This is a genomic window from Cohnella suwonensis, from assembly GCF_042655365.1.
GTDB classification, from domain to species: domain Bacteria; phylum Bacillota; class Bacilli; order Paenibacillales; family Paenibacillaceae; genus Cohnella; species Cohnella suwonensis.
This window is the reverse complement of record NZ_JBHSMH010000111.1, coordinates 262903-278906: the sequence shown is the minus strand read 5'-3', so window position 1 is coordinate 278906 and position 16004 is coordinate 262903. Positions and strand designations below refer to the sequence as shown.

The window sequence follows — 16004 nt, the reverse complement described above, 5'->3', positions numbered from 1 at the left end:
TACAAAGCCTACGTTATTGTAAAGGATGCAGCAGGGAACGTTTCTGCAGTATCGACCCTTTCGTTCACCACGGCCGACGAAACCGAACCGACATTGAGTGGAATAAGCGCAAGCGGAACAACGGGTATGGGAACGACGCTGAACTTCACTTCTAACGAAGCGGGAACCTATTACTATCTGGTCTACTCGGCAGCGGATTCCGCGCCGAATGCATCTATAATTGAAGCTCAGGGCATAGCAGTTGCAAAAGGAACGGCAGCAGCAACGGCGGCAGCGATTACGGTTAACGTAACAGGTCTTGCAGAGGTAACAGCCTACAAAGCCTACGTTATTGTCAAGGATGCAGCAGGGAACGTTTCTGCAGTATCGCCCCTTTCGTTCACCACGGCCGACGAAACCGAACCGACATTGAGTGCAACAAGCGCAAGCGGAACAACGGGTACGGGAACGACGCTGAACTTCACCTCTAACGAAGCGGGAACCTATTACTATCTGGTCTATGCGGCAGCGGATTCCGCGCCGAATGCATCTATAATTGAAGCTCAGGGCATAGCAGTTGCAAAAGGAACGGCAGCAGCAACGGCGGCAGCGAATACGGTTAACGTAACAGGTCTTGCAGAGGTAACAGCCTACAAAGCCTACGTTATTGTAAAGGATGCAGCAGGGAACGTTTCTGCAGTATCGACCCTTTCGTTCACCACGGCTGACGAAACAGCACCGACATTGAGTGGAATAAGTGAAAGTGGAACAACGAGTTATTCAACGACCCTAAACTTTACATCTAACGAAGCAGGAACATATTACTATGTCGCCTATACGTATCCTGACCCAGTTCCGAATGCAGCAACAATTAAAGATCAGGGAACAGCAGTTGCAAAAGGAACGGGAGCAGCATCGGCGAGAATGAATGCAGTTTATATAACGGGGTTTATTCCTGAAACTTATTATTATGTATATGTTATTGTGAAGGATGTAGCAGGTAATGTATCGGCTGTAGGGTCAATTATAGTTTGGGCGATTCCATAATGTCCCAGGAGAGTCTTGCTTGTGGGCGTAATACCGGTAATGGCGGTAGAGCGCTTCGCTGTCAGCGGAGAGGTCATCGGTTCGATCCCCCTTGGCTCCATAAAACTGCATCCACTCAACCACGTCGATCAGACGTGGTTTTGTGCGCTTGGCAGCGCGTAGACTAAGGAGTGAAAGTCTCCAGCATACCGCGAGGTGGCGGAAGTGCATAGCCGACAGGCAGTGCGTAGTCCAACAGGATGCGTGCGGAGGGCTTGAAGGCAAACCCCGGAACAGGCGGCTGAACCATGTTGGCTGACGAGATCGGATAACCCTGCAAAAAGAGGGGACGTACAAGACCACCGATGATCTCGAAAGTTAAGAGGACTTGATTTGGGGGATCGTTTCCGGTTACGCACTCCTCCATTCTAGCGGAGGAATACAACGGTGGCTCTCACGATTAACATCGTGGCTCTATTTCAGTAACAGGGTGGCTCTCACGTATTAACTTAATGGCTCTCTAGCACCGAAATATTCAGCCTCGTCAATTTCAATTCAACATCTTAAGTGATGCCGTTTGTTGCTAGAATGAGTCGGAGTGCGATCTTATTATTGACTAACAATTATTAGGTAAAATATAATATATGCTATCAAGTATGTATTTAATTAAAGCGGCGATGGCAGGGGGGCGGCTCGTCAGCAAACTCATACATAGTCTTTGAGAAAATGATTTATGAAATTATGTGAAGTTACTTGTGTGTGCAAATTTAGAAGGAATAGATTTTGAGATTAGTAGAAAAGGATGAAAAAACTTGGTAAAGAAAAAAATGTTGTCGGTTTTGCTTTCATTGACGATAGTCGCATCTATTTTGGGTGTAAATGGATTTGCCACAAACGCTTATGCGTCGCCAGCAGCACCAACAGGACTGTCACATAGTAACGTGACGAGTTCGAGCTGGACAGCAACATGGAATTCAGTAACGAGTGCAACTTATTATAATTTGTATTTGGATGGGGCGCCGACGCCGTGGGCTACTGGACTCACTGAAACCTCGATTACTGTCTCAGGACAACAAATACAACCGAATACCACTCATACGATCCAAGTGACAGCCGCTGATGAATCTGGAGAAGGTACTCTGTCTAATTTGGATACCGTGACCACTGCTACCTTAGCGCCGGCAAATTTATCTCACAGCACGGTGACTTCGACGGGTTGGGTTGAGACTTGGCCTATAGTACCAGGTGCAATTTCATACAATGTGTATGTGAACGGAACGAAAGTAAATGCGTCTCCGATTACAACAAGCGGACAAGACCCTAACGCGACTTATGCAGTAACTGGCCAATCGCCTAACACGACGTATTCGGTAACCGTAACGGCGGTGAATGCGGCAGGAGTCGAGAGCGCTCCGTCTCCTGTGGCGGATTCCGTATTAACGGCTCCGGGAGCGCCGACAGGTCTTTCACACAGTTATGTTACGAGCACAGGTTGGACAGAAACATGGAACGCGGTTTCTGGAGCAACTTCGTATATTTTGCTTTTAAATGGAATTGTAGAAAGCCAGGGCATCACAGGAACGTCCTATGTCGTGACCGGTAAAGTGCCTTCGATCTATTCGGTCCAAGTCATTGCGGTAAATTCGTCCGGGGATCAGGGGGATCCGTCTGAAGCAGATACTCTAATGACTAGCGTCCCGTCATCGGCGCCGACAGGTCTCTCACACAGCAACGTGACGTCATATGGATGGACGTCAACATGGAATGCGGTTCCCGGAGCAAGTTCGTATATATTGTATTATAATGGACAAGTGTATCGGAGAGGGATTAGAGCAACGTCGTATGATGTGAGATTATGGGACGTAAATCCGATATCGGTCACCGTAGCAGCAGCCAATGTGTTAGGAGTCCCAGGTCCTCAATCGGCAGAAGATCTCGTTACGACGATTCCATTCCCGCCAGCTCCGCCAGCCCCATCGAAACCGCCTGCGCCAACGGGTTTGAAGCATAGTTATACGGCTTCGGGTGCGTGGGAATTAACATGGAACGCGGTGCCTGGAGCAACCTCTTACCACTTGTGTATCGATTGTGATGGCACTATGCCAGTTACGCGTATGGGTGGTCCTGACAGTCGTAAGATTTACGATATAACAGGGACTTCATATAAATTGGTTTATGGAGTTCCGTCTAAAACTTATAATGTCGTTGTGACTGCATTCAACGGTAGTAGAGAAAGCGATGCGTCCAATTTAGAAGTCGTAGGCAATCTCTACGAACAACCCACTCAACTTAAAGCCTATTATAATTATTTGACTAGGAACGCATACATTACTTGGAGAGATATTGGTTATAATGCGAAGTACAATGTATATCTCAACGGAAAGAAAGTCCAGCAGTCAATAACTACTGCTGAGGCAACACTTCAGGATATCATGCCTGATACAGCCTATTCCGTATATGTAACTGCAGTAAATTCATTAGGCGAAGAAAGCCTTCCTTCGAGCGCAAAGACTATTGATACCGCTACTCCAAAATATGATGCTTTATCGTACAGCAACGTGACGAGTACAAGCTTTACTGTATCATGGGACAAAAAACAAACAGTCGCTGTTTGGTTCAATAAGAAAGGTGAAGCTGAAGATTTTCTAGGATATCTTGAAAACAAATCCTCGAGAACCTACTCAAACCTAGAGCCGAATACAGAGTATATAATAACAGTAAAAAATCAATATATGGCTAGAAGGGCTATTGTATTAACGAAACCGGAGAATCCAGGATCGCTCAATTGCGAAAACTTGACGAGCAGCAGTTGTACGTTGAGATGGCAGAACGGAAACCCGGGAAAGGTATCGTTCATTGTGTATGTGGACGGAAAAAAGCTCAATAAGGTAGGGGATCAGTCGTATCCACTAAAGGGTCTATTGCCGGGAAAGACGTATACGGCAAAGGTAACTGCGGTGAATGCTTCAGGTGAGAGTGGCGCCACGATTAAAACGTTTACAACACTTACGTCCGGACCAACAGGACTTTCCCATAGTAATGTGACAAGCAGCGGCTGGACAGAAAAATGGTCTGCGATAGCTGGTGCAAGTTCGTATAACTTATATCTTAACGGTTCGAAGGTTAATAAGAAACCGATTTTAGGAATATCATATCAAATTGAAAACGTAAGCATGAGAACGGTACATTCGGTAAAGGTTACAGCGATAAATTCAAAAGGGGTCGAGTCGGATTATTCCCCTGCGGATTCCATATTAACGTTATTGGCCGCACCAAAAGGAGTTTCACACATGAATGTGACTAGCAGTGCATGGGTAGAAAAATGGGTTAGTGTAAAAGGTGCATTCTCATACAATGTGTATATCAATGGAAAGAAGGTAAACAGTAAACCGATTAGAGATACGTACTATTACATCACAAACAAAAGTGCAGGAACTAAGTTTGAGGTGCAGGTAACAGCGGTTGATGTTTCTGGAGAAGGCGAACGATCACGTGTTGACTATGTTAAGACACTGAGAAATAATTGATGATGAAATAGGGTGTCTCAAAGCAAATTATTGCTTTCGAGGCACTCTCTTTTTGTTGTTTGGTACAGTTGGAACATGGAGCCGAATATTCTCAAGCGTACTTTCCATTTGAGGTGCTCCCAGGCGTTATTTGTCTCGGCTCGTATGCTATAATGGGTATGACTTTATAGTAGGAGCGACAGTCTATGAAAAAAAATAAATTTCAGCTCAAAAGGGAAGCAACTTATAAACTGCTGCTCGAAGCCGGACATAAATGCTTTTCCGAAAAAGGATACGCGGCGACGACACTCGGGGATATCGTGGCGCGGACAGGCCATACGAAAGGGGCATTCTACGGCCATTTCGACAGCAAAGAGCAGTTGTTTTTCCATATTCTCGATTACCAATTCGAAATGACGAAAGGATGGACGAAGGTCCCTTTGGAGTATAGCCCGGCGGATACGACGCTGGAGGAAGTCATTACGATTACCGTTACACGGCTCGGGCAAATGTTAAATGGCGTAGACAATTGGATCATCGCCCTGATCGACTTCTATCAGCAAGTCAAACATAACCCGGAATACCTAAACAAACTTCATGAAAAGTACGGCCAGTGGGTGGCCGGCATCGAAGATCTCGTTAAAGTGCTGCAACAGCAAGGCTGGATCCCGAAAGAAAAAGACCCCCATATGATCGCCGTGCAAGTCATCGCGTTTAACGAAGGGTATACGATATTTTCGACTTTGTTCAGGGGCGCGAACGTTCAGGCGTTACTAAGCGGGTTGGTCAAGCTGATGTCGTGAGGAGATGCAGATTTAGCGAGGTTTTGCTGCTAAATCTGCATCTCTTACATGACTGCGACCATTTTTTCGCCAATATTATATACTATCATTTCCGAGCGACGCGGCGCACTCGAACGTAGAACCATCGAAGTTAAAAAAGCCTTGTCCCACAAGGCTTTCTCCCGGGTTTTCCTTAACGTATAGAAAGCTATCTCTCCACTGGCAGCGAAGAGGTCAGGGGGGGGGGCGTTCCCCCTTGGATGCCACAAATAGGTAGTTTGGATTCGTTCCGTACGCAAAGAACGGAGTGGACGAGTATTATTCTTCCGCTAGCGGCAATCTGACCGTAAATACTGTGCTTATAGCCGGGACGCTTCGGACGGCGATACTACCGCCATGCCGTATGACAGTTTCGTTTGCAAGCGACAGACCGATTCCCATGCCGTTGCTGCGCCGGCTTTTGTCCCCTCGATAAAATCGCTCGAAAATATGCGTGAGCTCCTCCTCCGAAATTCCCTTCCCCCGATCCTCGATGTCGATCTGCACCGAATCGGCCGCGGTCCTTATCCGAATGCCCAAATATTTGCCGTCGCTTCCATGAAGGATGGCGTTGTCGATCAAATTGCGAAACACTTGCGCCAAAGATTCTTCATCGAATTTAACATAAGCATGGGGTTCCGGCATGTCCGCTTGCCATTCGATTCCTTGATCGTTCCATACAAGCACATATTCTGCAATGATTGTTTGCAAGAGGTTATGGATAGAGCCACGTTCCATCCGAAATGCCGTCGACGGATCGTCTAGCTCAGCCAATCTGAACAGTTGGCCCAATAATCGGTTCATATAATCCGATTTCTGAACAATAATCGTCGAGTGTCTGACCCGGGTGTCGGGATCTTGTGCCGAACCGCGCTGAAGCGTTTCCGCGTAACCTTGAATGATCGACAGCGGCGTCCGCAAATCGTGGGACAGGCTCCCGATTAGCAGGGTACGCGCTTGCTCGACTTGCCGGGTATGGGCATACTGCCGTTGCAGTTTATCGGACATCTCATTGAACAACCGGGCCAGCTCTCCGATTTCGTCTCTGGACCTATCTTGCAAACGGACGGGATCTTGCTGCAAGTCGGCTCGCCGCATCGCGTTATTCAATCTGCGCAGTCTGCGCGTGACGAACAGAAGAAAAAGAAATGCGAACAACGAGGGCAAGAAGATAATCAAGAATAACGGAACAAGCAAAAACGGCCAGGCGGAATATTGGTTGAAATAAAGGAACACTTGGACTTGCTGCAGCGCGCTGCCTTTTACGTCGAAAACGACATAATAGCGGTTACCGCCAGCAGCGATGTCGTAAACGAACGCAACGTCCTGTCCATGGAACATTCGTTCTGGCTGATCAACGAAACGGTCCAGCAACTCCGGAAAGGCGTAAGGTTCGGTACGGTTTGCGGATGAAAATAGAAGCTTCCCGTCGTCGCCGTACAATTCCATTCCGATTCCTTCGAATTGGCTCCCGAATTGGCGCAGTTCCTGGGTCAACCGGTCTTCATTCTGGATATTCGCCCGTTCGAGCCGCTCGGTTAGCTGAAGGCTCATTTGTTGCAGCTTGACATGATTGTATCCGGACACGAACAAGGCGGTAAATGCATAGAGCATCGCTACCAGCAAAATAACCACAAGCGCGACGGACAACGCGATCATCCAAGTCATCTTGGCTTTCAGCTTCATCCCGGATCACCTGCCAATACGTATCCGACTCCCCAGACCGTCTGGATGTACCGAGGCTCGCGAGGGGTGTCCTCGATTTTTTTGCGCAATAGATTCATATAGACGTTAATGGAATTCTCGTCATAATTGGCATGTCCCCAACCCGCTTCGAACAACTGATTTTTCGCGATCGGTTGGTTTGGGCGCTTCATTAGAGCGAGCAAAATTTGGGTTTCCGTGGCGGAAAGCGGAATGGCTTGTTTCTCTTTGTATACGATTTGCGCTGCCGGATGAAGCGTCAAAGTACCGAATGAATAAGATATCGCCTGCTCGACCGGCACCATCTTATGGGCGCGGCGAAGATGAGCGAGCACCCGGGCGACCAGCTCGGAGGGACTGAACGGCTTCGTGACGTAATCGTCCGCGCCAATGCCGAGACCGTATATTTTGCTGTCTACTTCGTGCCTTGCGCTAAGCAGAATGACGGGCATCTCCATACCCTTGTCACGGATACGCTTCAGCACAGCAAACCCGTCGACTTCGTCCATCATGATATCCAGAATGACAAGGTCGAACGCCGTTTCGTCAAGAAGCTTCAGTGCGACAGCTCCGGAATCCGCTTTGATGATGCGCAAGTTATTTTGGGCCAAATGAAACTCGACAAGCTCCAATAATTCCGGCTCATTGTCCACAACAAGAATAAGGTTGCTTTCCATAGGTCACCCGCTCGGATTCAAGTCTTCTACTACTATTTATCGGAAAATGTTTCGGGTTTTTAAGATTGCTTTAAGATCATTTCGGCGTTTGGTTTGATACGATGAATACTGTCAAATTGTGCCGATTCATGCATGTCTATATAAGCTATAACATTTTGTCGATCAAATGGAGGAATGGATCTATGAATTCAAGCCAAAAAACAAGAAGGTTAGCTACGCTTATCCTCTCGATTTGCTTGCTGTTTTCGACGTTTACGTTCGCGTTCGACGCTGCAGCGGCAACCGATACGAAGGGGCATTGGGCAGAGGCGCAGTTAAACGATTGGATGCAAAAAGGTCTAATAAAGGGGTACGATGACGGGTCGGTAAAGCCGGACGAGCCGATTACGCGGGCGGAATTTATGGCGCTCGTCAATCGCGCCTTTTATTTTTCGAAAAAAGCGGACATTAACTTCAAAGATTTGAAGGCTTCGGATTGGGAATATGCAGACGTACAAATAGCGGTTCAAGCGGGTTATATCCAAGGTTACGATGACAAGACGATCCGCTCGGACAAAAAGGTCAGCCGCCAAGAAGCAGCCTCGATTGTGTCCCGTCTGGAGAAGCTGGAAGGCAACGCGGAAGCGGCGGAGTCTTTGGCCGACAGCGCTTCGTTCCCGTTGTGGAGCAAGGATGCGATCGGCGCCGTTGTCAAGAGCCGCATCATGAACGGTTATGAGGACCGCAGTTTCAGACCGGAGCGACCGATGACTCGCGCAGAAGCGATCGTAACGCTGCAAAACGCCTTAGGCGTTATATTCGATCAAGCAGGAACTTACGGTCCCGAAACCGGAAGGCAGACGATTGAAGGTAATGTAACGATTACGGCACCTGGCGTAACGCTCAGAAACATCGATATTAAAGGCAGCCTGAGGATTGCGGCGTCCGTTGGAGAAGGCGATGTTTATTTGAGCTATATGAACGTATTCGGGAATACGATCATGAACGGCGGCGGCGAGCACTCTGTTTATATTGACTATAGTAATTTATTTGGTATGGATATTGACAAAGGGTTGCCTGATCCCGTTCGTATCGTAGTCACAGGATCGACCATTCCGCAAATTGACGTTCAAACTCCGGTAATCATCCAACAAGGCATTGCGCCAGGCAATTCCGCGCAAAATGGTATTCAAACGGTGAATCTTAACGCTCCGACGAAAATCTTCATTCAGGGTGGCCAAATACTTGTTGTGAACGTCGGACCAAATGCCGGGGGTGGTACCGTCAGCTTAGGGAACGGCGCGAATGTTTCCGAAATGCATGCAGAGTCCCCGGTAAACGTTGTCGGCAACGGTACAATCGGTACAGCGATCCTGTTTACGTCACCGGATGGCTTTTTATTCGAAATACAGCCGGGGTCAACGATCGCAGCGCCTCCAACGCCGACAATCGGAATCGCGAATGGCAAAGGAGATCGTGTGGCCTTAGTATCTTTTACACACCCGCAAGGAGAATTCATAACCGGCTATACGGTAACGTCGCATCCAGGCGGCATCACCGCTGACGGAACAATCAGCCCGATCAAGGTAACGGGTTTGAAGCCGGGAGAGAATTACACATTCACGGTCACGTCAAAGAATATAGCAGGAATGACTTCTACGGCTTCAAAAAAGTCGAACGTGGCAAAGATGGCTGGAGCGTCACCTGTTAGTGCGACGACAAATGAGGCAGGTACGATCGTAACGATAACGTTCAACAAATCGATGGCAGATCCATCAGGCAAGCATAGCAAAATTAAGGTGAACGTAGATGGCATATCCAACGACGTAACAGCGGCAGCTCTAAACGGCGCAACGAAGACCAAAATTGACTTGACGCTTGCGAAACCTGTGACGCCCGGACAAACCGTCACTATAGAGTATACAGCGCCCCCAGTGTCCTTTGGGGGGCATTTGATCGCAGCAGACACGTGGCTGATTGATTCATTTACGCTGCCCGTAACGGTGCTGGTTCCACAACCTAAATTAATGAGCGCAACGACAAATGCGACGGGATCGATCGTAACCGTAGCGTTCAACAAACCGATGACAGATCCGACAGGTAAGCATATCCAATTTAAGGTGAACGTAGATGGCGTATCCAACTACGTAACTGCGTCTGCGCTGAATGCAGATACAAAGAAAATAGATTTGACACTTCATGTTCCTGTGAAGAAAGGACAAACGGTCACTGTAGCTTATCAGGCAGGCACGGTGACCTCAGCGGATGCGGGGCAGCTTGGATCGTTTGCAGCGCAACCCGTAACGAACGCAGTAACGGTCGAATCGCCTGAATTTGTAAGTGCGGAGACAAATGCGGCGGGTACGATTGTCACCGTAACGTTCGACAAACCGATGGCAAATCCGGCAGGCATGCACAGTAATTTTTCCGTGAAAGTAGATGACCGGCCCAACTTCGTAAAAGCGGCAGCGCTGAATGGCACGAACAAAATCGACTTGACGCTTCCGACTCCTGTGAGAGGCGGACAATCGGTTACTGTATCGTACATATACACGATCGGTAAAGTGGCCGCAGCAGACGAGGGGTTACTCGCATCGTTTGCAGAACAACCCGTAAAGAATAGGGTGACGGCACCGCCGCCTGCATTTGTAAGCGCGACGACCAATGCGGCGGGTACGATTGTAACCGTAACTTTCGACAAAGCGATGGCGGATCCGGCAGGCAAGCATGGACAATTTACGGTGAACGTAAATGGCGTACCCAATTCCGTAACAGCGGCAACGCTGAACAGCACGCCAACCAAAATCGAATTGACGCTTGCGAATCCGGTGACTTACGGACAATCCGTCACTATTGGGTACTCAGCGGGCACGGTGACTGCGGAAGACACGGGGGTACTTGCAACGTTTGCACCACAAAACGTAACGAACGCAGTGCCGGCACCATCGCAGCCTCCGATCATAACGGCACCTTCATTTGTAAGTGCGACGACAAACGCTGCAGGTACGATTGTAACCGTAACGTTCAACAAAGCGATGGCCGATCCGACAGGCAAGCATGGTCAATTTACGGTAGAAGTAAATAGCGTAACAAATGCCGTATATGCAGCAGCGTTAAATAGCGAAATAACCAAAATTGACTTGACGCTCGCGACTCCTGTGACGATCGGACAAACGGTCACTGTTGCATATACAGCGGGCACAGTGAACGCGGCTGACACGATGGCGCTTGCTTCTTTTGCAGCGCAACCCGTTACGAACGCAGTGCCGGCAGCGCCTGCATTCGTAAGCGCGATGACCAATCCGGCGGGTACGATCGTCACAGTAACGTTCGACAAACCGATGGCACTTCAGTCAGGCGAGCATGGTCAATTTGCCGTGAACGTTAATGGCGCACCCAACACTGTCACAGCGGCAGCGCTGAATGGGGCAAATAAAATCGATTTGACGCTTGCGACTCCTGTGACGTTAGGACAAACGGTTACCGTAGCGTATACAGCGGGCACGGTGACAGCAGCAGACGCAGGTGTGTTGGCATCGTTCGCAGCGCAGCCCGTTACGAACGCGGTGGGGTCGTCAGCGCCTGTATTCGTAAGCGCGACGACGAATGCGGCGGGTACGATCGTCACCGTAACGTTCGACAAACCGATGGCCGATCCGACGGGTAAGGAAACTTATTTTAAGGTGTTTGTAGATGGCGGTCTTACACCTGTTACTTTAACGGCGGCAGCACTGAATAGCACGACAACCAAAATCGACCTGACGCTTGCGACTCCTGTAACGAGCGTGCAACACCTTACTATGGGATTTTTACAGCATTCGCCAGGCGAATGGACGGCAGCAGACGGCGGCATCCTTGCAACGTTTGCACCGCAAACGGTAACGAACGCGGTCTCGGCAGCACCGGATACCACGCCGCCTACACTGTCGCTCGCATTTAGAGATAGTAATACACAAATTACCGTTATATTGAGCGAAGATGCTGCAGGAGCAACTGTTACGAAATCAAATGACGGCGGATTTGCGGTTAGTCAAACGGGCAACCCGGGCATGACATACACGGTAACAGGAATTGCACCTGGAGGAACCCCGGATCAAGTGGTGCTAACAGTCAGCAACATGTCTGCCTCCCATGCAGCCGGTGTAACCGTTACGTATACGGCAGGCGGGAACGGAACGGTAACCGACGCAGCCGGAAATCCATTGGCAACGAATTCGACTGGCGTAAACGTAAACCCTTGGTAAATCGCAATCTTATATCCGACCCGCCTGAGTAAAGCACCGCTATCAGGCGGGTCGGTTTGTTATCGTTTGGGCAGTGAAACCGACGATTGCGAGATCGAATCAAACTGGGGCGTTCCGCACTAACGGAGCCGGGGGCGTAGGAGTACGGTATTGAAATTTACCGCTAAGGTTGTCATCGTAGAATGATCATCGTCAGCAAAGTTAATCAGAATATCGTTATCCCGCTAGGGTCCACCAAACAATAAAGATAACACGCCGCATAGGTGTGTTTTGTTTGATTACATATCAATATTGAGCAATTTTAATATCGAGAGCACACCGCCGCGTGAACATGTTGGAGAGGGCTTCGGAACATCAAGCGTTTTGGTCAGGTTTCAATGCCAGATCGCGAAAATCGACCCAACCGTATGGGTTCAAACGAACGCCAAACAGCATCGGATGGTAATAAGAAGTTTGCTTCAAATGGTACAGAAACAGCAGCCCGCATTCATCGAACAGCAAACGCTCCGCATGATGCACGATTTCTTTTCTTCTGGCAGAGGATGGTTCGCGTTGCATATCCGTAATAAGTTCGCTGACCCTTATACGGATGCTATCGAACAAATGCCTTCGCACAAGACTCCTATCGTCAAGCATCACCCGAAGAAAAGACATCTCCACATCATCGTTAACAATAGCATTGGCGAGGATCATGTCGGCTTGATCGATTACGGCGGGTTGAATTAACTCTTCATACTCCAGTACGATTATTTCAATGGCAATTCCGAATGCGGAGCATTGTTTCTTGATCCATTGCGCGTTGTGCTCGAGCGACGCGTTCAAGATCCGATAAGTGAACAACCGGAGTGGTCGTTCGGGTACGAACGGGGGAGGACAAGAGCTATTCACGGGTATCGCATCCAACGCGACCTCCAAGCTCCGACTAGGAAAAAAGCTCCTCGACGTCAGCGTGCGCCACCCGCCAAGCTCCCGAATGAGCCGCGTCGAGTCAAGCCGTTCCCGAAACCATCGCCGCAATTCCGGTGACTTCAAAGGGGTGTCTTGTCTCTGATTGAAGGTGACAAACGTGCACCCCGGCTCAAGCTGTTCGATGACCGGCAAATCTCTTGGATCGGGCTCGTGGAATTGGAACAACCTTATGCTGCTGGAAGTGGCTTCTCTCGATGTGCTTGTGCTGCATCGGACGATAACCGGAACGCAGCTTGCAGGCTTGCTGTTGGCCGGATCGGCCATAGCCTTCGTCCAACTCGCTCCGTACCTTGCGACCAGTTCGAAGCCAAACAGTTTAAAGAGGACGGACGGGCGTCCTCGCCGGAAGGCGGGTGGTCTTTGCCAAGACCACCCAGTGACAGGATCTTGGGCTCGGTCGGTAACCGGGTGCCGATCCGACTTACAATTTCAGGCCCCAGCAATCCACCGACTTGATAGTCGTGCTCCCTCCGCGAGAGAAGAATGCGATTTCCTCGTTGCCGGGATCAGGGAATAGCCAACCCGACATGACATATTCGCCATAATTGATGAACATCTCCATCATGCAAGTATCCAAGAAGATGTGCAGCTCCAGCTTTTCTGCCCGTCGCTGCATCTCCAATACGCGCGTCCCCGAGACATAATCCCCCGACTGATTGCGATCCAGCGTGATCGTGTTGTGTTCTTTTGAATAAGTGACTACCGTTTTCTGATCCCCGTCAAGAGAGCTTCGAAGCTCAAGGCCGAATTCGGCCGCGTCCGTGTTTGTCAGATCGAATGTGCACAATAACTCGATGCAAGTTCCCTTAATGCCTGGGTACGTTGTCCTATTATCTTGTCTCAACCGAACGTCGGAAACCGTAATTTGCTGTTGCCGCAGCAAGGTCAATTCCTCTACCGGATGAATCGTCAAGCGGTTGCCGGTTACCCGTAGCTCCCTTGGCAGGGTCATGGAGCCGGCCCACTGCTTTTCCGCATTCCGGGGCATTCTCATCCAGCCGAACAAAATTCTTCTTCCCTTACCATCCGTGAAGGATTGGGGTGCGTAAAAGTCAAAACCGTGATCCAATTTGTAAAATTCCCCGTGAGAGAAGTTAAGCGTTTCGTAATCCAATCGGCCGAGATAGTATCCCGAGATGTTCGGCTGATCCGGCCACCCGATGCCCTGGGGCGAAAAGGCGAGTACGTCTTTGCCGTTCAACGAGAAGAAATCGGGACATTCCCACATATACCCCATGTCGCCGCTGCTCTCGCCGAATACCTTTACATATTCCCAACGGAGAAGATCGTCGGAGCGATATAACAATATTTTGCCGTTATCCCCCAAACGATTCCCGACCAGCATATACCAGGTTCCATCATGGAAAAACACGTTCGGATCTCGGAAATGGTTGTCTTGCCCGATGCCGGCGGGAGGATGCTTGATCAACGGGTTTAATTCCGACTTTTCGAAATGTATCCCGTCTTCGCTGACGGCGACGCACTGCTGCTGCAACAAATCGTCCGGAAGGCCCGGCGGTACCGTAAAGATGTTGGAAGTGTAGAACAAGTACAGTTTGCCATCCTGGACGGCGGCACCTCCGGAGAAACAACCGTCGCGGTCATAATCTTCGCTGGGAGCAAGCGCAATGGGGAGGTGCTCCCAGTGGACCAAATCTTTGCTTTTCATATGGCCCCAATGGATTCTTCCGCTTCCCCAGTGCTCTGGCGCGAAAGGATTGTGCTGGTAGAACAAGTGATATTCGCCATTGAAGTAAACAAGCCCGTTCGGATCGTTCAGCCAATTCGCCGGCGCATGGGCATGCAATGCCGGTTTGTGGGGATCGAAGCGAAGCTGTTCTACCGCTTGTCTCAATGCTTGGTTTGCAACTTCTAGCATCTTCTGATGTGTGTTCAAATGGATGCCTCCAGAAAAAGGTTCAATGGATTAAACGTGCACGACTTGCCCCGCATGGGGCCAAATAACTTCTTTCGAGAAAAGCTGCCGCGCAATGTTGAGCGAATCTTCAATATAAGCGGTTCTGCCGTGAACGAGACACAATTTGTCGACTTCCGCGGCTTCGGCTACCCGCACTGCGTCCATGGCGCTGGAATGAGCATACGGATTATCCGGCGGCACTTCCTGCGTTCCCATGCTGGCTTCATGAATAAGCAGGGCGCTACCCCTTACATGCTCCACGATCGGAGGATGCCAAGCCGTATCGCCGGTAAACGAAACCTGCTTAGCGGACGGTTTGTGAGTATATTTGTAGCACAATGCGGGCACGTTATGCTTCGATGCGCACGTGGAGAGCTTAAAATCTCCATATTCATAAGTATCTCCGGCTTGAATTGGTATGATGACGGGTTTTGAAAGAGCGGGAAAAAATCTTTCAAGCTGCAAAAATTCCACCGTACGCTGCACAACCTGGTGCACTTCTTCGGCAGGACCTAATATTCGAAGGCCTTCGAGGTTTTTTCGGTTCATCACCCAATAAAAGAGCAGCGAAGGCAGAGACAAGTAATGATCTTGATGAAAATGAGTGAATAGCAAATGATCGATCTCTAACGGATCGATACCGTTCCTCCTTAAGTTATGAACCGCGCACCAGCCCGTGTCGACCAGAGTGCGGTCATTGATAACAAAACTGACGGTGTCGTTGTCGACATCGGGTACGGCATCATTTGAACCCAGAAATTTAATCGTTACGTCCATCTCAAATTCCTCTTTTCATAGTTGATAGAGCACAAATACATAAAACGATTAATGCATTTATGTGCTTCTGGCTCGATATTATCACGCTCAGGATGAACACTCAAGTAGATTTTTATCAAGGGCAAAAAATGAAAGTCGAAGAAGAATGAGGGGAATCAGGTCAAAATAATCGCATAAAACATTGAAATATAAACGATTTTTACATTTTTATTTATTCAAATTTTTTTTAACATCTAGTTAACGCTGAGTTAACGAGATAAAGGATTGACAAGGGAAATGAATGTGGCGTACGATAAATTCGAGTTAAACGATTTATGTGCATGTGGAGGTGATTCCATAAGAGGGATCGATGGCGGAAATACTTCATGGCATGATGCGTTGAAAACAAGCTTTGATCAAATCAT

At 49.0% G+C, this 16004-nt stretch carries 9 protein-coding genes; 4 read left to right on the top strand and 5 right to left on the bottom strand.

The features are described from left to right. The 3 genes from ACFPPD_RS24510 to ACFPPD_RS24500 all read left to right on the top strand — a co-directional run. Positions 1-1026 (top strand): Ig-like domain repeat protein (locus ACFPPD_RS24510; RefSeq protein WP_378083705.1); only part of this gene is annotated, 1026 nt, incomplete at its 5' end. A 791-nt stretch (positions 1027-1817) separates the two neighbouring features. Beyond that, positions 1818-4532: a fibronectin type III domain-containing protein gene (locus ACFPPD_RS24505; RefSeq protein ID WP_209744304.1), complete on the top strand. Its 2715-nt coding sequence runs from the start codon at positions 1818-1820 to the stop codon at positions 4530-4532. Between the two features lie 185 nt (positions 4533-4717). Then, entirely contained in the window at positions 4718-5314 is a 597-nt protein-coding gene (locus tag ACFPPD_RS24500; protein ID WP_209744302.1) for a TetR/AcrR family transcriptional regulator, read from the top strand. A 297-nt stretch (positions 5315-5611) separates the two neighbouring features. Here ACFPPD_RS24500 and ACFPPD_RS24495 read toward each other — a convergent pair whose 3' ends face one another. Both ACFPPD_RS24495 and ACFPPD_RS24490 read right to left on the bottom strand, forming a co-directional pair. Beyond that, positions 5612-7018, bottom strand: coding sequence for a HAMP domain-containing sensor histidine kinase (locus ACFPPD_RS24495; RefSeq protein ID WP_209744300.1), 1407 nt, complete (start codon positions 7016-7018; stop codon positions 5612-5614). Then, the gene (locus ACFPPD_RS24490) at positions 7015-7713 is read right to left on the bottom strand and encodes a response regulator transcription factor (protein WP_209744298.1); all 699 of its coding nucleotides are present in this window, start codon (positions 7711-7713) and stop codon (positions 7015-7017) included. Before ACFPPD_RS24490 ends, ACFPPD_RS24495 begins: the two co-directional genes overlap by 4 nt. Positions 7714-7814: 101 nt before the next feature. Here ACFPPD_RS24490 and ACFPPD_RS24485 point away from each other — a divergent pair, with 101 nt between their 5' ends. After that, positions 7815-11936, top strand: a complete 4122-nt coding sequence (locus ACFPPD_RS24485; protein WP_209744296.1) for a SwmB domain-containing protein — start codon at positions 7815-7817, stop codon at positions 11934-11936. Between the two features lie 354 nt (positions 11937-12290). Here ACFPPD_RS24485 and ACFPPD_RS24480 read toward each other — a convergent pair whose 3' ends face one another. The 3 genes from ACFPPD_RS24480 to ACFPPD_RS24470 form a co-directional block, all read right to left on the bottom strand. Beyond that, positions 12291-12758: a periplasmic substrate-binding domain-containing protein gene (locus tag ACFPPD_RS24480; protein ID WP_209744293.1), complete on the bottom strand. Its 468-nt coding sequence runs from the start codon at positions 12756-12758 to the stop codon at positions 12291-12293. A 568-nt stretch (positions 12759-13326) separates the two neighbouring features. Further along, on the bottom strand, positions 13327-14802 hold the full coding sequence (locus tag ACFPPD_RS24475; protein ID WP_209744290.1) for a glycoside hydrolase family 32 protein: 1476 nt from the start codon (positions 14800-14802) through the stop codon (positions 13327-13329). Positions 14803-14832: 30 nt separating this feature from the next. Further along, positions 14833-15600 carry an MBL fold metallo-hydrolase gene (locus ACFPPD_RS24470; protein ID WP_209744288.1) on the bottom strand — a complete coding sequence of 256 codons (768 nt, stop codon included), beginning with the start codon at positions 15598-15600 and terminating at the stop codon, positions 14833-14835. Positions 15601-16004 lie beyond the last annotated feature (404 nt).

Coding starts and splice junctions, on each gene's coding strand:
- ACFPPD_RS24500 (WP_209744302.1), top strand. CDS start 4,718: ATGAAAAAAAATAAATTTCAGCTCAAAAGGGAAGCAACTTATAAACTG.
- ACFPPD_RS24495 (WP_209744300.1), bottom strand. CDS start 7,018: ATGAAGCTGAAAGCCAAGATGACTTGGATGATCGCGTTGTCCGTCGCG.
- ACFPPD_RS24490 (WP_209744298.1), bottom strand. CDS start 7,713: ATGGAAAGCAACCTTATTCTTGTTGTGGACAATGAGCCGGAATTATTG.
- ACFPPD_RS24470 (WP_209744288.1), bottom strand. CDS start 15,600: ATGGACGTAACGATTAAATTTCTGGGTTCAAATGATGCCGTACCCGAT.
- ACFPPD_RS24485 (WP_209744296.1), top strand. CDS start 7,815: ATGAATACTGTCAAATTGTGCCGATTCATGCATGTCTATATAAGCTAT.